The sequence below is a fragment of the Nocardioides ochotonae genome (assembly GCF_011420305.2).
GTDB lineage: Bacteria > Actinomycetota > Actinomycetes > Propionibacteriales > Nocardioidaceae > Nocardioides > Nocardioides ochotonae.
Map to the genome: position 1 here is coordinate 3,258,822 of NZ_CP061769.1, position 20,145 is coordinate 3,278,966.

A 20,145-nucleotide genomic window follows, 5' to 3' on the forward strand; every position below is an offset into this window, starting at 1 on the left:
ACGCCGCAGGCCCGGTCGGCGGGGATCAGCGCGGCACGGCGAGCGGCAGCACGAAGGAGAAGGTGCTGCCCTCCCCGGGTGCGGCCTGCACCCAGATGGTGCCGCCCATCAGCGTGAGCAGCTGACGGCACAGCGCGAGTCCCAGCCCGGTCCCGCCGTACTGCCTGGTGATCGTGGGGTCGGCCTGGCTGAAGGTCTCGAAGAGCCGGTCCTGGTGCTCGCGCGCGATGCCGATCCCCGAGTCCGAGACCCGTACGAGCACCTTCACCGTCTCGGCGGTGCGCTCGGCGACCTCGACGTCGACGGCCACGCCCCCGTGGTGGGTGAACTTCACGGCGTTGTCGAGCAGGTTGCCAAGCACCTGCGCGACCCGCTCCGGGTCGCCGACCAGCGCCGTCGGCAGCTCGTCGTCGACGCGGACCGTGAAGCCGAGACGGGCGGTGTCGGCACCGGCCCGGACCCGGTCCACGCAGCGTCCGACCAGCACCCGCAGGTCCAGGGAACGGCGCTCGAGGTGCATCGTGCCGGCCTCGATGCGCGAGAAGTCGAGGAGGTCGTCGACCAGGCTGCGCAACCGCTGGCCGTTGCGCGTCAGGCTGCCCACCAGCATCCGCTGGTCGGCCTCGAGCCCGGTCTCGGCCAGCAGCTCGGCACCCGCGATGACGCTCGTCAGCGGGGTGCGGATCTCGTGGCTGATGTTGGCCAGGAACAGCGACTTGGCGCGGTTGGCCTCCTCGGCGCTGCGGCGGGTGCGGTCGACCTCGCGCTGGAGCCGGTTGCGCGCGGTGACGTCCTCGGCGATGCCGTAGACCCCCTCGACCACGTCGTCCACGACGATCGGCAGCGCCGAGACCCGCAGCTCGACCAGCTCGCCGTCGGGACGTCGCAGGACCGTCTCGAACTGCACCGAGTCGCGCTGCAGGGCGCGATGGAAGTGTGCGAACACCGACACGATCTCGGCCGGCGCGAGCAGGTCGGCGAAGCCGCGCCCGAGCAGGTCGTCCGCGGTGCGCCCGCTGATCTGGGCGGCAGCCCGGTTGACCGAGTCGAAACGCCCCTCGAGGTCGACCGAGAACACCGCGTGGGGGTTGTAGTCGAACAGCGAGCGGAAGCGCTCGTTGGTCTCCGCGAGCACGCGCTCGGTGCGCCGCAGCTGCTCGGCCTCGGCGCGCAGGACGTCGCTCTCCTCCCCACCCACGGCGGCAGTCTTGCACCTCGAGGGCTCGCCCGGGCGGAACCGCCGCGGCCATGCTGGAGCGATGACCCCCGAGATCGTCGCCTCCGATGCCCTGGACGCGGCCACCCGCGCGGGCCTGTGGCGGTTGTGGGCCAGCGCCTTCGACGACTTCGAGGACACCGACGGCGCGCACGCCTTCGGCGGGCTGCACGCCCTGCTGCGCGAGGGGACGGAGGTGCTGGCGCACGCCAGCGTCGTCCCGCGGCGGGTGCTGATCGGGCGCGGGGCCTGGGCCGTGGGCTACGTCGAGGCGGTGGCGGTCACCCCGGCCCGCCAGCACCAGCGGCTCGGGACCGCGGTGATGGCCGCGCTCCAGGACCTGCTGCCGGACCACTACCCGGCGGCGATGCTCGCGACCGGCGAGCACGGGTTCTACGAGCGGCTCGGCTGGGAGCGCTGGCGCGGTCCGTCGTACGTCGTGCGCGGCGGCGTACGCGTGCGGACACCGGAGGACGACGACGCGCTGATGGTGCTGCGCCTGCCCGGCTCGCGCGGGCTCGACCTCGGCGCGCCGGTGGCGTGCGAGGACCGGCCCGGCGACGCCTGGTGAGCCTGGTGAGCCCGGTGAGCCCGGTGAGCCTGCTCAGAGGGTGATGTCGTAGGGCGTGGTCGTGGTGACCCGGACCAGCCCGGCGCGCTCCAGGATCGGCCGGGAGAACTCGGTCGAGTCGCTGTGCAGCAGGGTGCGGCCCAGGGCGAGCGCCGAATGCGCCCGGGCCGCGGTGAGGGCCCGGTAGATCCCGCGGCCGCGCCAGGGCGGCAGCGTCGCGCCGCCCCAGAGCCCGGCGAAGTCGCTGTCCGGAACCGGTTCGAGGCGGCCGGCGCAGACCATCGCGCCGTCGGCCTCCGCCACCCACAGCTCGGTGCCGTCGCCGCTGGCCAGGCGAAGCAGGAGGGCCTCGGCGGTCCGCTCGGAGACCGGGTCCCCGAAGGCCTCGTCGAGCATCCGGCACGCCGCACGGACGTCGGCCTCCTCGTGCACCCGGCGCAGCGTGACCCCGTCCGGGAGGGCGAGGTCGAGCGCCAGCAGCCGGGCCTCGCCGACCATCACCGACTCCTGCGCGGCCGGCTCGAAGCCGTGCGCGAGGAGCAGGTCGTGCAGGCCTGGCGCCCGGTCGTGCCCGCGGGTCTTCCACTCCAGGTGGCGCACGCCGCGCTCGCGGAAGTGCTCGAGCACCCGCGGCACCCACTCCACCAGCCGCGCCCGCAGCTCCTCGTCGCTGCCCTCGCCCAGGTCGCGGTAGGTCACGAACCCGCGCTCGCCCGGGAACTCCAGCAGGTGCAGCGGCCCCACCCGCACCCGCGCGCTCGCCCCGATCGCCTCCGAATCGGTGCGCAACTGGTCGTCGTACGCCGCCAGCAGTCCCGCCTTCTCCAGCACCTCGTCCGCCACGCCCCCCATCCTCCCGCGAGTCGGCGCCAATGGTTGCGCGAGTCGGCGCCCATGGCGGCGGTACGACGCGCGCCCGCCGATCGCTAGGCTGCGCCGGTGCCTCCACGCCGCCGCTCCGCCACCTATGCCAAGCGGCGCCGCACCCGGATGGCGAAGGTCGAGCACGACCTCACCGACGCCCAGTGGCACGCGCTGATGGAGGCCTGGGGCGGGTGCGCCTACTGCGACGGCGACGGCGCCGCGCTGCAGAAGGACTGCATGCTGCCCATCTCGCGCGGCGGCCGCTACACGCTGCTCAACGTCGTGCCGGCCTGCGCCTCGTGCAACGCCAGCAAGTGCAACACCGAGGTGACCACCTGGATGCGCCGCAAGCGCCTGGACGAGCCCGCGTTCCTGGCCCGCCAGCTGACCATCGCTCGCGCACTCAGCGACTGAGGGGCGCCTCAGGCGCTCCAGATCCAGCTCAGCAGGCCCTCGAGCGGCTCCGGCACGGACTCGAAGGCCACCGCCTCCGCCATGAGCGCGGCGTACTTGGCCTTCCTCGCACCGGACGCGGCGATGTAGTGGCGCAGCTGCTCGAGGACCTCGAGGTCGCGGTAGGCGGGCTGGTCCTGGAAGTTGCGGAAGGTCTTGAGGTCACCACCCGCCTCGAGCAGCGGGGTCATCCCCGCCGCGCCGATGGCGCGCACGAGCTCGAGCTCGAGGTCGGGACGGCAGGCGAAGAAACCCTGCCGGGTGAGGTCCTCGCCCTCCTGGCGGTTGAGAGCGCCGGCGACGAAACGCTCCTCCTTCTCGTCGTACAGCCCGCCGACGCGGTGGCCGAGCGCGGCCGCCTCGGCGATCGCGCGGCCGAGGTTGCCGGCACCGCCGATCACGGTGACGGTGATCTGCTCGGCGTCCAGGTCGACTCCGAAGCGAGGGGCGAGAGCGAGGACGGCGGCCTGGTCGGACGCACCTTCGACCAGCAGCGTGATGGGGCGGGGCACCGCGCCATTGTCTCCTCGCCAGTGTGCCGGTGCGGCGCCAGGTCCGGCGCCACCGATGACGGCGGCGGACTCAGCCCCGGGCGGCGAGCACCTGCTCGCGCAGGATGTCGGCGTGCCCGCAATGCTGGGCGAGCTCGCGCAGCATGTGCACGTGGATCACCCACACCGTGCCTTCCCCGCCCCGTCACCTCCTTCTCGAGAGCGAGGCCCGCGCTCAGGCGGCGCGACTCCGCGCACACCTCGTCGTACGCCGTGCGCACCGACTCGATGGTGTCGCTCGCGCGCAGCACGAACGAGCGGTCCGGGGTCGCCGGGGCGCCCAGCTCGGCGAGGCTGCGGCCGGTCAGCGCCTGGTTGAACCAGCCGTTCTCGACGTAGGTCACGTGCTTGACGAGCCCCAGCAGGGTCGTGCGCGACGGCACGAGGGACCGGCGGACCTCCTCCGCGGTGAGCCCGGCAGGGAAGCGTGTGCGCTAGCTCGATGGCGCGTCGAGCGGCGCGACGCCGAGGAGGCCCAGCACGCCTCGCCGGACGAGCTCGACGTCGTGGGGCGCCTTCCCGGCCACCTCGATCGCGACCGACTCGAGGACGGCGAGGAGAGCCGCCGCGGTCAGCCTCGCCGGCGGCCCGGCCGGGATGGAGCCGTTGCGCCGACCCGCCGAGACCAGCGCGGCCCACTCGCGCTCAAGCTGCTCATAGGTCTGCGCCATCCCCCGCCCGACGGGGTGATCCTGGCCGGCGAACTCGACGCGCAGGGTCAGCATCACCGTGGCGCCGACATGACGGCGGCAGTAGAGCGCGTGACCCCGCGCCATCGCGAGCAGCGCGGCGAGCGGATCTTCGGCGCGGAGCGCGGGCTGGCGCACCTCGGCGTCCCACGTCTCGCTCACCCAGGTCACCACGGCGAGCGTCAGCTCCTCCTTGTTGGCGAACAGGTGGTAGAGCGCGCCGCGCGTGTACCCGGCGTCCCTGGCGACCTGCTCCAGGACCAGGTTGGCGTAGCCGAAGGTCGCCAGGCCGCGTGCCGCAGCCTCGATCAGGGCCTGACGCGTCACAGCGCGACGTTCGACCTGCGTACGACGTGCTGCCGCTCGCTTCATGCTCCCGCCACCTCCCACTACCCCGTCCGCCTCGAGCGTGATCCTACCGACGCCTACGCACGCAAGTGCCGGGTCTTCGCACGCGCTCGCCGGGGTCGTTGACGATATACATACATGCGCGTACGTTCGTATGATGAGGTCGAACCAGTTGCCCGCTACCGAGCACACCAGCCGCCCGTGGCGGATCCACGAGATCGCCCCGGACTTCGAGGTCGAGGACGTGTGGGCCTATCGAACGCCGGGCGCCGGGCCCGACGACTTCCCGATCATGCTCGCCGCGCTGCGCGTCGCAGGCGGCCTGAACTAGAACCCGCCCGCGGTCCGCTTCTTGTTCGCGGTGCGCTGGCGACTCGGCGCGCTCCTCGGGTGGGACACGCCTCGGGAGGGCATCGCGCAGCGGGTCGTGTCGCTGCGCGACCGACTCCCCCAAGACCTGCGCCAGGAGGGGGCCGGGGCGCCGGTGCCGAACACGCCGTTCACGATGGTGTACGAGCTGCCCGACGAGTGCGTGATCGAGCTGGCGAACAAGACCGTCCACGACCTGTGCCACCTGGGCTGGGTCCGGACGACCGAGGGCGGGTACGAGCTGCGAATGGCCGCCCTCGTGAAGCCCAACGGCTTGTTCGGGCGGCTGTACATGGCCACGATCAAGCCGTTCCGCTACGTCATCGTCTACCCCGCACTGACCCGCAAGTGGGAGCGCGCCTGGCGCGACCGGGCAGAGCTGCTCGGTCTCGGCGCGAGCACCAGCCCGGACCCGCAGCTCCCCTAACCCGCCCCTAACCCGCCCCTCAGCCGGCGTCGTTGGCGCAGCGGAAGCCGATGTTGCCGGCGGAGGACTCCGCGGTGTTGGAGGAGCGCGCGGCGACCCGGTAGCGGTTGCAGTAGCTGTCGTGGCACAGGTAGGACCCACCGCGCATCACCCGCGGCACCCCGCCCTCCTCGCCCGGCGCCACGTCGCCCTCGGGCGCGAGCGGGTCGAGCACCGGGTCACCGGCCGCGGCGCGGTCGGCGTACTCGGTGGGCCGGAAGGTGTCCTGGCACCACTCCCACACGTTGCCGACGGTGTTGTGCAGGCCGAAGGCGTTGGGCTGGTACGCCGTGACCGGCGCGGTGGTGAGGTGCCCGTCCTCGAGGGTGTTGACCTCGGGGAACCGGCCCTGCCAGATGTTGCAGCGCCACCGGCCCTTCGGGTGCAGCTCGTCGCCCCACGGGTAACGGGCCCGGTCCAGCCCGCCGCGGGCGGCGCGCTCCCACTCCGCCTCGGTGGGCAGCCGCTTGCCCGCCCAGCGGCAGTAGGCCTGCGCGTCGCGCCAGCTCACGTGCACGACCGGGTGGTTCTGCAGGTCGGTGGTGCTCGACCGCGGCCCGCCCGGGTGGCGCCAGTCGGCGCCGCGGACCGCCCGCCACCACGGCGTACCGGCGACGGGGCCGAGCACGTCGGCCGGCCCCGCCTCGACCGCGAGGTGGAAGACGGCCGAGAGGCCGTCGCGCTCGGCGTCGGTGACGTAGCCGGTCGCCTTCACGAACGCCGCGAACTGGGCGTTGGTGACCGCCTTGGCATCGATGAGGTACGCCGAGAGCTCGACCTGGTGCACCGGCGTCTCTCCGTCGCCGAGGTAGCCGTCCCCGTGGGAATCCCCCATCGCGAAGGAGCCGGCGGGGATGCGCACCTGGCCGCGGGTGCTGCGCGCGCCCTGCGGCACCGCCTCGGCGGGGTGCGGCGACCGGCCCGTGGTGCCGGTCGCCGTACCCGCCGGTGCGCAGCACGCCGTGCCCACGCTCGCCGGGGCCGCGCTCGCCGGGTCGCTCGTCATGGGCAGATCGTACGCACGCCCACCGACACCTTCTCGCGACGTCCGGGACGGCCGCCCCCGCCGACCTCCGCTCAGCGAACGGCGTCCACGACGCGGGCCGAACGCTCGGTCTCCGCGAGGTCGTACGCCGCGTTGGCGGTGTCGTCCTCCTCGTCCATGGCGTCTCGGCTGTGCGCGCCGCGGTAGGTGGCGTGCAGCAGGTACACCGCCACGCCGGACAGCACGAGGATGACGGCGTACACGCGGTAGAGCCCCGACGGGGTGAGTCCCTGGCCCTGCAGGAAGGTCGCGAGGTTGGGGGCGAAGAACGCCACCGCGCGCCCCAGGCCCATCATCAGTCCCACGGCCGCGGCCCGGATCGCGATCGGGTAGATCGAGGGGCTGATGGCGTAGTACGCCGCGACGCCGCCGTTGACGGCCAGGCCGACCAGGACGGCCAGCACCAGCACCATCGTCTTGTCGTCGAAGAAGGCGGCGAAGGCGAAGAAGATGCCGAAGCCCAGGAACCCGATGATGGCGGTCACGACGCGCGGGTGGATGCGGCGCGCGGCCAGGGAGAAGAGCAGGGCGCCGATGACGCCGCCGGCGGCGACGAGCGCCTGGGCGGTGATGCCGAAGTCGGCGTTGCCGCTGGCCTCGGTGACCAGCTTGGCGGTCAGGCTGTTGGCGAAGTAGAACGCCGCGATCATCAGCGAGTAGGCGATCCACAGCAGGATCGTGCGGCGCAGCATGATCCCGCGCAGGGCACCCGCCACGAAGCCGCCCCGCTGGGCGCCGGTGCCGCGCGGCGCGGGCAGCTCGGTCGCCTGCTGGGCCCCGATCTTGGCGGCGATCTTGTTGTAGGCCTTCAGCGCGCCGGCGGGCCGCTTCTCGACCAGGAAGTCAACCGACTCGGGCAGCACCAGCCAGGTGACGACGAGGAGCACGGCGGTGATGATCGCGGAGAAGAAGTAGGGCCCGCGCCAGGTGAAGGCGTCGATGAGCGCGACCGAGAGGAAGCCGCCGATCGCCGCGCCCAGCGGCAGGCCGATGCCGTAGAGCCCCATGACCGCGCCGCGGCGCTTCTGGTTGGAGTACTCGGCGACCAGGACGCTGACGCTCGGGACGATGCCGCCCAGGAAGAGCCCGCCGAAGAAGCGGAAGGCGAGGAACGACTCGAACGACGTGGCCAGGCCGGCGAGGACCATGCCCACCACGATCAGCGCGAGCGAGAACAGGATGTGCTTGCGGCGCCCGATCCGGTCCGCGAGCGGGCTCAGGAAGATCGCGCCGATGCCCATGCCCAGGGTGCCGAACGAGGCGACCAGGCCCTGCTGCCCCTTGCCGAGGTCGAAGTACTCGGTCATGGCCGGCAGCGTGAAGGCCGTCACCAGGATCTCGTAGCCGTCGACCATCGTCAGCAGGATGCACAGCCCGACGATGACCCACTGGTACGGGCTCATCGGGTTGCGCCGAATAGCGTCGGTGAGTTGCACGGGGGAGCTCCTGCCGTTACGTGTGTATTAAATGCACGACCCCGTGCATCTAACGAGCAAGAGTCGGGCCAGCGGTCCCACCTGTCAACCCCCAATCACCGCGGAACGCCCCTCGTCTAGGGTGCCGAGCGTGAGCGACAGCCGACCCGCACCCGGAGCCCAGACGCTCGCCCGCGGGCTGCGCGCCCTCGAGCTGGTCGCCGTCGCACGCGACGGGGCGACGATCCAGGAGATCGCCGCCGAGCTCGACGTCCACCGCTCGATCGCCTCGCGCATCCTCTCCACGCTGGCCGACGCGCGCCTGGTCGCTCGCAGCGCCGACGGCCGCTACCGCCCCGGCGCCGGCCTCGCCGCACTCGCCACCGGGGTCCACGGCACCCTGCGTTCGATCGCCGAGCCGTTCATGCGCGAGCTCGCCGGCGAGTTCGGCGCCACGATCTCCCTCCTCGTCACCGAGGGCGAGGAGGCGGTGGCACTCGCCGTCATCGAACCGCCCGCATCGGGCTACGTGCTCTCCTTCCGCGCCGGCGCCCGCCACCCGCTCGGCCGCGGCGCCGCGGGCGTGGCCCTCCTCGCCGCCGCCCCGCCGGCCCCGGGCGAGGCGGAGAAGGTCACCACGTCGCGCGCCCGCGGCTACGCCGCCACCTTCGGCGAGGTCGAGCCCGGCGCGTACGGCGTCGCCGTACCACTGTCGCTGGCCGAGGGCATGCCGACCGCCTGCCTCAACCTCATCACCTACCGCCCCGAGGTGGCGGACTCGGCCGCCCCGCGGCTGATGGCGGCCGCCGAGCGGATCTCCGCCGCTCTCTCCTGAGCGATTCCGCTCAGACCCTTGACAACCCCCGGACGCGGGTGGTGCCCTTTTACGCATCGTGTCGTGCAACTATCGACCAGCAACGTGTAAATAACGCACAGGAGCCCGCATGTCCCTCACGAAGGAATCCGCCGCCCGCGACGTGGTGCTGTCCTCCGGCACCCACGTCCGCTACTACGAGGCCGGCGACGCCGACGCGGCGAGCGTCGTGCTGCTCCACGGCTCGGGCCCCGGCGCGACGGGCTGGTCGAACTTCTCCGGCAACATCGGCGCCATCGCCGACGCCGGGTTCCACGTGATCGCCCCGGACATGCCCGGCTGGGGCGACTCCGACGCGGTCGCGACCAAGGACATGGACCACGACAAGGACCTGATCGAGCTGCTCGACGCCCTCGGCCTCGAGCGGGCCGCCCTGGTGGGCAACTCGATGGGCGCGCACACCGCCGTCCGCTTCGCGACGCTGCACCCCGAGCGGATCACCCACCTGGTCACCATGGGCGCCTCGCTCGGCAAGGGGCAGGCCAGCCTCTTCGGACCCTCCGGGGGCCCCAGCGAGGGCCTCAAGGTCCTGGTGCGCGCCTACAAGGACGCGAGCCCGGAGAACATGAAGGCGCTCGTCGAGATCATGACCTACGACAACGCACGCTTCGCGACCCCCGAGCTCACCGAGGCCCGCTCCGAGGCCGCACTCGCGCGCCCCGACCACCTGGCCAACTACGTCGAGGGCCTGGCCCACGGCGCGCCGATCCCGATCAAGGTCGACCGCGAGAAGATCCGCGAGATCCAGACCCCGGCGCTGCTCATCCACGGCAGGGACGACCGGGTCCTGTCCTACGAGGTCACCCTCTGGCTGCTCGCCAACATCCCCCACTCCCGTGCCGTGCTGCTGAACCACTGCGGCCACTGGGCGATGATCGAGCACGCCGAGGAGTTCAACCGCCTCGTCGTCGACTTCCTGCGTCACAACTGACGGGGCGCCACGATGACCGCCACCTCACACCTCGACACCGACGTCCTCGTCATCGGCGCCGGCCCGGTCGGGCTGACCCTCGCCAACCTCGTGGCCCTGCGCGGTCATCGCGCGACGGTCCTCGAGGCTCGCACCGAGCTCATCGACTACCCGCGCGGCGTCGGCCTGGACGACGAGGCGATCCGCACCCTGCGCACCGCCGGGTTGTGGGAGCAGATCGAGCAGTTCACCGTCCCGCACCACGTCGTGCGCCTCGTCAACGGCAAGGGCCAGGTCCTGGCGACCAACGACCCGCAGACGCAGGAGTTCGGCTTCCCCCGCAAGCACGGCTTCAACCAGCCGGTGGTGGACCGCGAGCTCGCCAAGGGCCTGGACCGCTTCGCCGACTCCTCGCTGCACTTCGGGCACCGCGTGATCGACCTCGTGGACCACGGTGACCACGTCAGCGTCACCGCCGAGACCGTCGACGAGCAGGGTGCCGTCACCGGCACCGCCTCCTTCACCGCGCGCTACGTCGTGGGCTGCGAGGGCGGCAGCTCCTTCACCCGCAAGTGGATGGGGGTGGAGTTCGTGGGCAAGTCGCCCTCGACCCGCTGGGTCGTGGTCGACGTCGAGAACGACCCGATCGGCGCCCCCAACGTCTACCTCGGCGCCGACCCGGAGCGTCCCTACGTCTCCATCGGCCTGCCGCAGGGGATCCGCCGCTGGGAGTTCATGCTCCACGACGACGAGGCGACCGAGCTCTGCGACGACCGCGAGTTCATGAACGGCCTGCTCTCGCGCTTCGTGCCGGACCCGGACGCGCTGCAGATCATCAACCAGCGCACCTTCACCCACCACGGTCGCGTGGCCTCGGACTTCCGCAAGGGCAACGTCCTGCTCGCCGGCGACGCGGCGCACCTGATGCCGGTGTGGCTGGGCCAAGGCTGGAACTCCGGCATGCGCGACGCGACCAACCTCGCGTGGAAGCTCACCGCCGTGCTCAACGACGACGCCGCCGAGACCCTGCTCGACACCTACACCCTCGAGCGCCACCAGCACGTCTCGGACATGATCGACGTCAACATGACGGCCGGCACCGTCATGAAGATGAAGCCGCTCGGCGGCTGGATCCGCGACCGCGCCGCCTCGGCGCTCAACCTGGTGCCGACGTGGAAGTCGTACTTCACCGAGCTGCGGTTCAAGCCGATGCCGCGGTACGCCGCCGGCGTCGTCGTCGACCAGGTCACGATGGAGCCGGGCACCGCCCGGGCCAGCTTCAAGGGCTCGCGCCTCGCGCCGTTCGTCGACTCCCCCGGCTCGGCCTCCCCGGTCGGACTGCAGTTCATCCAGCCGCGGGTCAACACCGCCGACGCCCGCGACGTGCTGCTCGACGACGTCACCGGCGACTGGTGGGCGCTGGCGACCTGGGGCACCAACCCCACGACGTACCTCTCCGCGGAGGACCTGGAGCTGGTGCGCCGCCACGGCGTCAAGCTGCTGAGCCTCATCCCCGAGACGCAGCGCGAGTGGGCCGAGAAGCAGTACGCCGACTCCCCCGCTCCGGTCACCGTGGTGGGCGACACCTCCGGCGCCCTCAAGCGCTGGTTCGACGTCCGCTCCTGCGGCCTGGTCATCCTGCGCCCCGACCACTTCATCGCCGCGGCCGCGCTCAACCAGCAGGCCTCCCAGGCCCTGGCCGCCGTCGTCGAGGCGGCGTCGCTGTCCCCCGTCACCTCCTCGAAGGGAGTCCTCGCATGACCCTCGCGATGGTCTGCATGTCGCACAGCCCGCTGCTGGAGTTCAACGACCCGGCGCCCGAGGTCAAGGCCGAGGTCGACGCGGCGTTCGCCACCGCGCGCGCGTTCGTGGAGGACTTCAAGCCCACGCTGGTCGTCGCCTTCGCGCCCGACCACTACAACGGCTTCTTCTACGACCTGATGCCGCCGTTCTGCATCGGCTACGAGGCGCTCGGGGTCGGCGACTACGACACCGCCGAGGGCCCGCTGGTCGTCCCGACCGGTCTCGCCGAGCGGCTCGCGGAGTGGGTCGCCGACCGCGACCTCGACGTCGCGATCTCCCGCAGGATGGAGCTCGACCACGGCGCCATCCAGCCCCTGGAGATCCTCTTCGGCGGCATCGACGCCGTGCCGACCATCCCGGTCTTCGTCAACGGCGTCGCCAAGCCGTTCGTGAAGATGTCGCGGGTGCGCAAGCTCGGCGAGGCGATCGGCTCGTTCCTCGCGACGCTGGAGGACGAGCGCGTCCTGGTCATCGGCTCGGGCGGGCTCTCCCACGACCCGCCGGTGCCGCAGTGGGCCACGGCCAACGACGACCAGCGGGCCCTGCTGCTCAACGGCCGCCACCCCACGGCCGCGGCCCGCGACGCCCGCCAGCAGCGCGTCATCGACACGGGCAAGGCGTTCGCCGCCGGCACCGCGACCATCCGAGACCTCAACCCCGAGTGGGACCGGGCCCTGATGGACGTGCTCGCCTCGGGCGACCTCTCCCCCATCGACGCGATGACGCCGGAGCAGATGGCCAAGGACGCCGGCAACTCCGCACACGAGGTCCGCACCTGGGTGGCCGCCTTCGCCGCCCTCGGCGCGGCCGGGAGCTATGAGGTCGCCTCGTCGTACTACCGCCCGATCCGGGAGTACATCGCCGGCTTCGGCGTGATGACGGCGCGCACCGCCGACTGAGGTCCCCCCTCCCCCCGCCCGGTCGGTCGGAACGACACCCGGGGCCCGCTCGCGCGGGCCCCGGGTGTTTCGCATCTGGGGGCTCCGTCGCTGTCGGGCGCGCCGATCGCCGCTCGTAGGGCACTCGTCGCCCGTCATCCGCGCCAGCCGCCGCGGGTGCGTCGGCGGTGCGGCGGGGGTTGGTGAACGCCTCCAGGGCGGTCGTCAGTCGCAGCGCCGTGGCCTCGGGGACGCGGGCCTTGATCAGCGCGGTCCCGTCGCCCAGGCGTGGGGTCTTCAGCCAGGTACGCCGCCGGGCGTGGCGCTCGGCCTCGCGCAGACGGCGCTCCTCCAGCTGCTCGGCCCACGCGGGGGCGACGACCTCGAGGATCCGCTCACCCAGTCGCTGCAACACGCGGGGACCGAAGTCCGCGGCCCGCTCGACCAGGTGGGTCTCGGCCCGGTCCAGGACCTCGGACCACCCGGTGGCGGTGGCGTCGACCAGGGTGCCGGCCCCGGCGAGGTCGTCGAGGGCGGCGGCGATCACGTGGCCCTGATCGAGGCTGAGGTGCCCGGCCAGCAGCGCCTCGCCGAGGTGGTGGAAGTGCTGCTCGCAGGCGATCCCGAGCCGCTGCGCACGTCGCGGTGCCCGTCAGCGTCCGCGACGTCCTCGGCACACGCGATCACCCGCGCCCGCAGCGGTTGGGCGCGGGTGCAGACCTTCGCCCTCATCAACAACGCCTGACGCTTCTCCGCCAGTGACAAGAACACCGGATCCCGCGCCGCCAGCTTGTCGAGGAACTCACTCACGCAGCCCACATCGGCGAGGTAGGGATGAGCCGAATCGGCCATCGGAGCCTCCCGAGACGGAGTCGAGAGGGGTGCTGCCACTGGTTCAACCGTATGCGTGGCCACCGACAGTCGGGGGCGTGACCGTCACACGCGTCGAGCGCGAGGAGCCTTCCGTCTGCGTGGGCTCGCGGTACCCCTTGGCGCCGGGCACGGCGGGCCGGGCCGCGCTCGGCAGCGAGCGCCTTGAGACCGGCCCCGCCGCGGCGAGGATCACCTCAAGCGCCGGGCTGGCTACGGAAGCGGGTCGCTCGCCCGAGACGGGTCGGCTCCCGAGGCGGCCGTCCTGGATCCCTCGTGCCTGCCGTGCCAGTCCAGGACGAGCACGGTGGCGTCGTCCTGCAGGGCGTGCCCGGCGGCCGCGAGGGCGGTGTCGGCCAGCGCCCGGACGACCTCGCGCGGGTGCAGGTCCTCGGTTCCCAGGATCGCGCCGGGGAGGTCGACGTCGGCGGCGTTGCGTTCGAGCATCCCGTCGGTCACGAAGACGATCCGGTCCCCGGGCTCCAGGGTCACCTGCGTGCTGGCGTAGCCGCTCTCCGCGAACATCCCGAGCGGCAGGTCGGTGTCGCAGTCCAGCAGGGTCAGCTCCCCCGCGCGCAGGAGGTACGGCGGCACGTGGCCGGCGTTGACGAGGTCGAGGCGGCCGGTCTGGAGCTCGACGCGCCCGATCAGGCCGGCGACGAAGTCCTCGCCGTCGCGACTGACGGCGTGCTGCGCCAACGCATCGTTGGTGAGCGCCACCTGCTCGATCAACGACATGCCCCGGCGGCGCGCGCCCCGCAGTCCACCGAGGCACATGCTGGCCGTCAGCGCCGCGTCGACGCCGTGGCCCATGGCATCGGTCAACGACAGGTGCAGCCAGTCCCGCGCCAGGCTGTAGTCGAAGGTGTCTCCCCCGATGTCCGCGGCCGGCTCCAGCCAACCGGCGAGGGTGAACGACGCCGCCTCGCACGTGCGAGCCGGCGGAAGCAGGCGCTGCTGGATCTCCGCGGAGAGGCTGAACTGTTGACTGCGCTCCGCCCAGTCGAACAGGTCAGTGTGCCGGCGGTTGGCGATGACGACGAACGCCAGCAGATGCGCCAGCTCGGCCAGCTCGGCGACGACCGCCTGCTCGGGCTCGTCGGGCAAGAACATCTCGAGCAGCCCGATCGACTCGCCGCGCTCGGTCACCGGGGCCAGCACTCGCCACAGGTGCGCCAGGTCGCTGTCTGCCCCCGCATCACCGGGCGCGAGCACCTGGACCGCCTGGGTGCGCACCGCCTGCTCTCCTGGTCCCCCGTCGAACGGGAGGACCGTCGCGGACTCCTCGTCGTCGCGGCGCTCGCGCAGCAGCGCGGGATCGTGTCCGGTTCCCCGGCTGGGCGCGAGCGGCACGTGCGCCAGGCGCACCAGCGCCCGCCCCGACAGGTCGGCGATGAGGAACGACACCGCGGCCGCGTCGAACGCCAGGCCGAGCTCGCGCGCCACCTGATCCACCGCCTCGACCGGCGAGGCCGCCTCCGCTGCCGCGATGAACCGTCTGACGTCTGCGAGTCTGCGCCGACGCACCATCGTGGGAGCGTATCGACGCCACGACGCGACGACTCCGGCAGGGTCACCTCCCGAACGCGCGCCACCCGACGTCGTACGAGCGGATCAGGCCCGTGGGGTGCCTGGCCCGCCTTGGCCCGCAGCACGGCACCGGCCATCTTCATCGCGGCCGGCCAGGCGACCATCGTCCTGGACCCTTCTGGCCCGAGCATTCGCCCAGCGGCAGGGCCGCGGAGGTCCGGTGCGAACCGTCACCGCGACCCCCGCACCGCCTCCCCCCTCAGCGCTTGGTGACCTTCAGACGCGTCGAACGCGAGGACCCCTTCGTCTGCGTCGCCCCGCTGTAGACCGCCTTGATGGTGTGCTTGCCCTTCGCCAGCTTGGGCAGGCGCAGCACCGCGCTGGCGCCCTTGCCCAGGCTGATCGCGGAGAGCTTCCGCTTGCCGTCGTAGAACGTGACGGTGCCACCGGGCGCCGACAGTCCGGCGACGGTGACCGTCGCGGTGGCGCTCACCCGCTTCTTGACCGTCGTCGTGGTCGCGCTCAGCGTCAGGGTGGTGGTGGAGCCCAGCTTGGCGACGGTGACCGCCCGGCTCCGCGCCGTACCCGCCTCGCGGCCGGTGGCGGCCGCGGTCTCGACGACGGCCACCGAGCGGCCGGCGTCCGCGGCGACGAGCTGGTAGGTCGTCCGGGTGGCCCCGGGGATGACAGCGCCGCCGCGGAGCCACTGGTAGCTCACCTTGGCGCCTTCGGGCCAGCTGCCGGCTGCTGCGGTGAGCGTCTGCCCGACACTCCCCCGGCCGCTGATCGAGGGCGGGTACACCGCGACCAAGGCGGCGCCCGCGATGCCGGTGACCTCGTTGCTGGTCGACGTCGCCGGCTTGTAGCCGCTCAGCGTGCCGGTGGCGCGCACCGTGATCTTCTTGCCGAGGTCCGCCGACGCGACCGTGTAGGTCTCCCCGGTCGCGTCCGCGATCTTCGAGCTGCCGCGGTACCACTGGTACGTCGTCTCATCGACCACCGGATCGAACGTCGGGGCGCTGGCCCGCAGCTCGGTCCCGACCCGGCCGCTGCCGGAGATCGACACCGGCGTCACCTCGGCGGGCGGGTCGACCACCGAGAACGTACGCCAGGGGGACGCCCCGAGCGCGGCGTTCTTGGCGTCGAGCGCGACCACCCGCCACTCCCAGGTCCCGGCGGGGATCGCCGCGCGTGAGGCCCAGGCGGTCGCCCTCGTGGCGATGTTCTCGGCGAGGCTGGTGCCGCCGGGCTGGCGTCGCTCGAAGCGGTAGCTCGTCGCCCGGGCATCGGGCTCCCAGCTGAAGTAGCCCGCGCTGGGCGCGACGACGGCGCCCGGCGACGGTCCGATCGCGGACAGCGCCACGGCGTCGATCGTGAACGAGCGCTGCTCGCTCCACGCGCCCTTGCGCCCCTTCGCGTCGATCCGACGGACCCGCCAGGTGTAGCTCGCACTGGCCGGGAACGGGTCGCTCGGCGCCCACGAGACGTGCTTCCAGGAGGTCGAGCCGCCGACCTTCGTGGCACCGACGTTCACCTCGACCTCATAGCTCGCCGCGAACGGGAGCGGCTCCCAGCTCAGCGCGTAGTCGGAGCCGAGACTGGCGCCGTTGGCCGGCGAGGTGAGGGTCGGGACCGCGGAGCGCTTGGTGAACTCCCCCGTCTCGCTCCACACCGTGGGGTTCCCGCTGCCGTCATTGGCGCGCACCCGCCAGTAGACCGGCCCCTCGGGGTAGGTCTGCCCCGGTGAGGTGTAGGTGCGCTCGTCGATGGTGGTGTCGTCGATCCTCGTGCCGAACGCCGGATCGATCGAGGTCTGGATCTGGTAGGACTTGGCCTCGGTCGCGGCAGGGGTGATGAGCGAGGAGCCGGTTGCGGCGGACGGGTGGCGCACCGCGTCCAGCAGCGAGCCCCAGCTCAGCGAGACGTCATCCGCCACCACGGTGCCGCCCACCGGGCCGCTCAGCCTGGGTGCCACGGACTTCTTCGCGAAGGAGTTCTCGGGGTAGCGGACCAGCCCGTCGGGACAGGTCGTGAAGCACGGGTCGACCACCCAGAAGTACGCCGAGCCCGCCTGGCTGTCCGGCAGCGTCTTCGTGGGTGTCCACATCGGCGAGGTGACCCTGATGTCGCGGAAGCCAGAGACGAGGTTGGTGAGCTCACGGTCGTGCGACAGGTGCAGCCGGTATGCGGTCGCCCCTTCGACGGCGGGCCAGGTCAGCACGGGCGTCTGCCGCAGGTCGACGCAGGTGGCGGGCAGCACCGCAGCGCAGACCTCCTGCCGCGCACCGGCGACGCCGTACGCCGCGGTTCCGCTCATCGCGGCCCCGGCGGGCTGTCCCGGCGCGATCGGCGCGGCCGGGTCGTAGTCGAACGTGACGAGCTCCTGGGCGAGCACGTCGGTGACCGGGTTGGCGCCGCCCTCGTCGGTGGCCCGGACGAGCCAGGAGTAGGTGCCGGGCTTGGTCAGCGCGCACTCGTTGGCCACCGTGGTGTGCACGGTCGACACGTTGCACACGGGCTTTCCGTCGGCGCCGTAGACGAACAGGGTGTACTTGCTGGCGCGCTCGATCGCCGTCCACTCGAAGAAGAGCGGGATCCCGGGCTCGACGGCGCCTCGCGGGTAGACCGCCTGGGGCTGGTCGGGCCAGGCGCGGCGGAACCTCCACGGCGTCGACGGCCAGGGTGCGAGGTTGCCGCTCGTGTCCACTACCGGCCGCACCCGCCAGTAGTACTCGTCGTTGTTGAGGGTCCCGGCCGGGGAATAGCGGGTGCCGACGATGCCGGTCGCGTTCACGACGAAGGTCTTGAAGTCGTCGTCGGTGCTGACCTGGAGCTGGTAGCTCACCGCGCCGGCCACCGGCTCCCAGTCGAGGACGACGTCGCGGACCGGCTTGTCGAAGCTGTCGGCGGGCGCGGTGAGCACGGCCGGCTCCAGGCCCCTGACCTCGTACTGGCGCGGCTCCGACCACCGGGTGGCACGGTTGGCCCCCAGGCTCCCCCGCACCCGCCAGTAGTAGGTGCCCGCGACCTGGTAGCCGGTGAGCACCGCGGCGGTGGTGCGCTGGGTGTTCGCGGTGATCAGGGCGGGGTCGGTGAACTCGGGGTCCGCGCTGACCTGCACGGTGTAGTCGGTGGCTCCGGCGACGGGCTCCCAGGCGAACCGGGGCGTGTCGACCGGTGGCTGGATCACGGCGCCCGCGGCGGGGCGGATCGGGTCCGGCGCCGCCAAGCCGTCGACCCGGAACGACTCGGTGGCCCAGGTGCTCTGACCGGCGGCACCGGTCGCGCGTACCCGCCACCACAGCTCGCCCTCCGGCAGCTGCACGGTCGGCACCGAACGATGGTTGACGGTGCCGCTCACCGATTCGATGGTCTTGTCGAAGTCGGCCGCGGCCGAGATCTGGACGTCGTACCTCGTCGCGCCGGGGACCCGGTCCCAGGCGAGGTCGACCAGCCCGTCCACGCCGGCGCCCGCGCCCGGGGTCAGTCCTGTCGGCGCCTCCGGAGGCTCCGCCTGCGCCACCGGCGCGGCGACCAGCGTGGTCGTGGCCGTTCCACCGAGCACGAGGGCAAGGCCCAGTGCGAGTGAGAGAGCTCGGCTGCGGAACATGGTGGACCCCCGGGGCACTACGGAGCATCCGCGGCCGCGGACACATCCCCGATGTCGGCATCCGTCCCGCCGCACTTGAGCGCCCGCGAGCCGGACGTCGGTGATCGTGCGTCGGGTGAGTGCGAAGGCGGCGGCCAGGACGGCGAGTGCGAAGCAGCCCAGCTGGACGCGCGTGTTGCCTCCGACCCGCTGTCGTCACTCAGCCCGGTAAGCCCATGTGCCGGTTGACCACACGTTCTCGGGGGTCCGCTCAGCGGGCTTGTCCGGGCCGCCCCAATCAGCGCCGCCGGACACGATCACGACGTCACCGACCCATACCGCGCGGCCGGGTTCGGCGGGAGCGCCGTCGGGTTGGGCAAGCCGGGTCCAGCTGCTGCCTTGCCCGCCGTCGCCGTCGTCGTAGATCCATCCCTGGACGGCGTTGTGCCTGCCACCGAGTGCCTCGACGGCCCAGCCCCCGGTGAACTCCCGCGGCGCATCCTTCAGGGACTGCCACTCGCCGGTGGCGGGGTCGAGAGCGCCGCCGTAGGGGATGGTGCGCCCGAAGTTGTTGACCTGTCCGCCATCGGCGCCTCCGGGCGTGGGGTCGATGAGTCGCCGGCCCGTCCAGGTCCAGGTCCACCCGCCAAGCTGGTCGCCGCTGGAGGGGACCGGCCGCCACGTCGATGCGCCGGCCGGGAGGACGGCGGCGTGGACGAGGGCGGGGTCTTCGGGCCCGCCGTCTGGGCCGATGGGCTTGGCGGTCAGGACCAACCCGCTGGATGTCGAGATGAGGGCGCGGTCGAAGGAGGGCCGCAGCGGGTTGGCCGGCAGCTGCGACCAGGTGTCATCGACGGGGTCGTAGACCTGGTCAGCTCGGATACCGTTCTCATCGCTCCCGGCTGCGAGCACCAGGCGCGATCGCCCAGCGTGGGTGTCAGCGACCAGGTTCACCCCCTGCGGCTTCGTCGGAGGGTCGAGCTCGGTCCACGTGTCCTGCTCCGCGTCCCAGGCGAGCACGTGGTCGTTGGTGAGGACGTACAGCGTGTCGTCGATGACCGCGGTCGATGAGTACGCGGCGACGGGGCGGGGCGCGTCCGCGATGGGCTGCCAGGTGCCGCTGTCGATGTTGTACGCGGCGCCGTCGGAGGCGGTGGTGTGCTTCGGGATGACGCAGTCGGCGTTCGGTGGGCACGGCGGCCCGGTGTAGCCGCCGACGAACACGGCCAGGTTCCCGTCGTCGGTGGGGACGTGCGCGGTCGCGGGTGCCTCTCGGGGTGAGAGCGGACTGTCGGGCAGGCGTGTCCACCTGCCGGCCCCGAACTCGCCACCGGCCGCTTCCGGCGAGACGCCTCCGGAGCCTCGTGCCCCATCAGGTCCCGGGCCGCCGGGCGCCGCCCCGCACCCTGCGAAGGTGACGACACTCAGGCCGACGGCGAGCGTCACAGAGAGAACACGTGGTGACATGCGGTTCCGACGTCGAGGCGTCGATCTTGGTTCCACGGCACCTCTTGCTCACGCTGCTCCGGTCGCATCGGAGTGCTCCGCGCCTGGACGCGCCCCCTCGTGGGTTCCCTCGATTCGCGCCGCGACCTCGGCCGCTCTCCGCTGGTCATGCAGTTGGCCGGCATCCCCGGGCATCACCATCAGGATGTTGCGCACGTCGTGGTCAGCGAGACCGTGACCGTGACCCGCACACCCCTC

General features: G+C 72.4%; 17 protein-coding genes and 3 pseudogenes. 8 read left to right on the plus strand and 12 right to left on the minus strand.

What is annotated here, in order from left to right; all coding sequences use genetic code 11:
• Positions 1-25: 25 nt before the first annotated feature.
• Positions 26-1,198 (minus strand): sensor histidine kinase, encoded by a 1,173-nt coding sequence (locus HBO46_RS15760; protein ID WP_166133381.1) that lies wholly within the window; start codon positions 1,196-1,198, stop codon positions 26-28.
• A gap of 61 nt (positions 1,199-1,259) precedes the next feature.
• Between HBO46_RS15760 and HBO46_RS15765 the strand changes: the two genes are divergently transcribed.
• On the plus strand, positions 1,260-1,787 hold the full coding sequence (locus HBO46_RS15765) for a GNAT family N-acetyltransferase (RefSeq protein WP_166133383.1): 528 nt from the start codon (positions 1,260-1,262) through the stop codon (positions 1,785-1,787).
• Between the two features lie 33 nt (positions 1,788-1,820).
• On the opposite strand, the gene HBO46_RS15770 is transcribed toward HBO46_RS15765, so the two are convergent.
• Complete coding sequence (locus HBO46_RS15770) at positions 1,821-2,630, minus strand: GNAT family N-acetyltransferase (protein WP_224769145.1); 810 nt, start codon at positions 2,628-2,630, stop codon at positions 1,821-1,823.
• Positions 2,631-2,726: 96 nt separating this feature from the next.
• Here HBO46_RS15770 and HBO46_RS15775 point away from each other — a divergent pair, with 96 nt between their 5' ends.
• Positions 2,727-3,065, plus strand: coding sequence for an HNH endonuclease (locus tag HBO46_RS15775; protein ID WP_224769147.1), 339 nt, complete (start codon positions 2,727-2,729; stop codon positions 3,063-3,065).
• Positions 3,066-3,073: 8 nt separating this feature from the next.
• Here HBO46_RS15775 and HBO46_RS15780 read toward each other — a convergent pair whose 3' ends face one another.
• From HBO46_RS15780 to HBO46_RS15790, 4 genes and pseudogenes are all read right to left on the minus strand, one after another.
• Positions 3,074-3,616, minus strand: coding sequence for a TOPRIM nucleotidyl transferase/hydrolase domain-containing protein (locus tag HBO46_RS15780; protein WP_166133387.1), 543 nt, complete (start codon positions 3,614-3,616; stop codon positions 3,074-3,076).
• Between the two features lie 70 nt (positions 3,617-3,686).
• On the minus strand, positions 3,687-3,782 hold the full coding sequence (locus tag HBO46_RS20775) for a mycothiol transferase (protein ID WP_341805259.1): 96 nt from the start codon (positions 3,780-3,782) through the stop codon (positions 3,687-3,689).
• A gap of 22 nt (positions 3,783-3,804) precedes the next feature.
• A pseudogene (locus HBO46_RS20880) lies at positions 3,805-4,062 on the minus strand (mycothiol transferase); the annotation flags it as partial.
• A gap of 27 nt (positions 4,063-4,089) precedes the next feature.
• Entirely contained in the window at positions 4,090-4,716 is a 627-nt protein-coding gene (locus HBO46_RS15790; RefSeq protein WP_166133389.1) for a TetR/AcrR family transcriptional regulator, read from the minus strand.
• Between the two features lie 133 nt (positions 4,717-4,849).
• Here HBO46_RS15790 and HBO46_RS20620 point away from each other — a divergent pair, with 133 nt between their 5' ends.
• Both HBO46_RS20620 and HBO46_RS15795 read left to right on the plus strand, forming a co-directional pair.
• The gene (locus HBO46_RS20620) at positions 4,850-5,023 is read left to right on the plus strand and encodes a hypothetical protein (RefSeq protein WP_224769148.1); all 174 of its coding nucleotides are present in this window, start codon (positions 4,850-4,852) and stop codon (positions 5,021-5,023) included.
• Positions 5,024-5,038: 15 nt separating this feature from the next.
• Positions 5,039-5,488 (plus strand): annotated as a pseudogene (locus tag HBO46_RS15795) (DUF2867 domain-containing protein); the annotation flags it as partial.
• A 19-nt stretch (positions 5,489-5,507) separates the two neighbouring features.
• On the opposite strand, the gene HBO46_RS15800 reads toward HBO46_RS15795, so the two are convergent.
• Both HBO46_RS15800 and HBO46_RS15805 read right to left on the minus strand, forming a co-directional pair.
• Positions 5,508-6,533 carry a formylglycine-generating enzyme family protein gene (locus HBO46_RS15800; protein WP_166133391.1) on the minus strand — a complete coding sequence of 342 codons (1,026 nt, stop codon included), beginning with the start codon at positions 6,531-6,533 and terminating at the stop codon, positions 5,508-5,510.
• Between the two features lie 71 nt (positions 6,534-6,604).
• Complete coding sequence (locus HBO46_RS15805; protein ID WP_166133393.1) at positions 6,605-8,008, minus strand: MFS transporter; 1,404 nt, start codon at positions 8,006-8,008, stop codon at positions 6,605-6,607.
• A 130-nt stretch (positions 8,009-8,138) separates the two neighbouring features.
• Here HBO46_RS15805 and HBO46_RS15810 point away from each other — a divergent pair, with 130 nt between their 5' ends.
• From HBO46_RS15810 to HBO46_RS15825, 4 genes are all read left to right on the plus strand, one after another.
• Positions 8,139-8,822, plus strand: coding sequence for an IclR family transcriptional regulator (locus HBO46_RS15810; protein WP_207950212.1), 684 nt, complete (start codon positions 8,139-8,141; stop codon positions 8,820-8,822).
• A 109-nt stretch (positions 8,823-8,931) separates the two neighbouring features.
• Positions 8,932-9,792: an alpha/beta fold hydrolase gene (locus tag HBO46_RS15815; protein WP_166133397.1), complete on the plus strand. Its 861-nt coding sequence runs from the start codon at positions 8,932-8,934 to the stop codon at positions 9,790-9,792.
• Positions 9,793-9,804: 12 nt separating this feature from the next.
• Positions 9,805-11,532 (plus strand): bifunctional 3-(3-hydroxy-phenyl)propionate/3-hydroxycinnamic acid hydroxylase MhpA, encoded by a 1,728-nt coding sequence (gene mhpA, locus HBO46_RS15820; RefSeq protein ID WP_166133399.1) that lies wholly within the window; start codon positions 9,805-9,807, stop codon positions 11,530-11,532.
• Positions 11,529-12,473 carry a 3-carboxyethylcatechol 2,3-dioxygenase gene (locus tag HBO46_RS15825; protein WP_166133401.1) on the plus strand — a complete coding sequence of 315 codons (945 nt, stop codon included), beginning with the start codon at positions 11,529-11,531 and terminating at the stop codon, positions 12,471-12,473. The genes mhpA and HBO46_RS15825 overlap by 4 nt, the downstream gene beginning before the upstream one ends.
• Before the next feature lie 187 nt (positions 12,474-12,660).
• Here HBO46_RS15825 and HBO46_RS20885 read toward each other — a convergent pair.
• From HBO46_RS20885 to HBO46_RS15845, 4 genes and pseudogenes are all read right to left on the minus strand, one after another.
• A pseudogene (locus HBO46_RS20885) lies at positions 12,661-12,999 on the minus strand (hypothetical protein); the annotation flags it as partial.
• Between the two features lie 536 nt (positions 13,000-13,535).
• Positions 13,536-14,852: a PP2C family protein-serine/threonine phosphatase gene (locus HBO46_RS15835; protein ID WP_166133405.1), complete on the minus strand. Its 1,317-nt coding sequence runs from the start codon at positions 14,850-14,852 to the stop codon at positions 13,536-13,538.
• A gap of 259 nt (positions 14,853-15,111) precedes the next feature.
• The gene (locus tag HBO46_RS15840; protein WP_166133407.1) at positions 15,112-18,417 is read right to left on the minus strand and encodes an Ig-like domain repeat protein; all 3,306 of its coding nucleotides are present in this window, start codon (positions 18,415-18,417) and stop codon (positions 15,112-15,114) included.
• A 240-nt stretch (positions 18,418-18,657) separates the two neighbouring features.
• Positions 18,658-19,665 carry a Kelch repeat-containing protein gene (locus HBO46_RS15845; protein ID WP_166133409.1) on the minus strand — a complete coding sequence of 336 codons (1,008 nt, stop codon included), beginning with the start codon at positions 19,663-19,665 and terminating at the stop codon, positions 18,658-18,660.
• Positions 19,666-20,145 lie beyond the last annotated feature (480 nt).

What these genes read in the sequence shown, in the direction of transcription:
- HBO46_RS15765 (WP_166133383.1), top strand. Translation starts at nt 1,260, where the DNA reads ATGACCCCCGAGATCGTCGCCTCCGATGCCCTGGACGCGGCCACCCGC.
- HBO46_RS15790 (WP_166133389.1), bottom strand. Translation starts at nt 4,716, where the DNA reads ATGAAGCGAGCGGCAGCACGTCGTACGCAGGTCGAACGTCGCGCTGTG.
- HBO46_RS20620 (WP_224769148.1), top strand. Translation starts at nt 4,850, where the DNA reads ATGAGGTCGAACCAGTTGCCCGCTACCGAGCACACCAGCCGCCCGTGG.
- HBO46_RS15800 (WP_166133391.1), bottom strand. Translation starts at nt 6,533, where the DNA reads ATGACGAGCGACCCGGCGAGCGCGGCCCCGGCGAGCGTGGGCACGGCG.
- HBO46_RS15815 (WP_166133397.1), top strand. Translation starts at nt 8,932, where the DNA reads ATGTCCCTCACGAAGGAATCCGCCGCCCGCGACGTGGTGCTGTCCTCC.
- mhpA (WP_166133399.1), top strand. Translation starts at nt 9,805, where the DNA reads ATGACCGCCACCTCACACCTCGACACCGACGTCCTCGTCATCGGCGCC.
- HBO46_RS15825 (WP_166133401.1), top strand. Translation starts at nt 11,529, where the DNA reads ATGACCCTCGCGATGGTCTGCATGTCGCACAGCCCGCTGCTGGAGTTC.
- HBO46_RS15835 (WP_166133405.1), bottom strand. Translation starts at nt 14,852, where the DNA reads ATGGTGCGTCGGCGCAGACTCGCAGACGTCAGACGGTTCATCGCGGCA.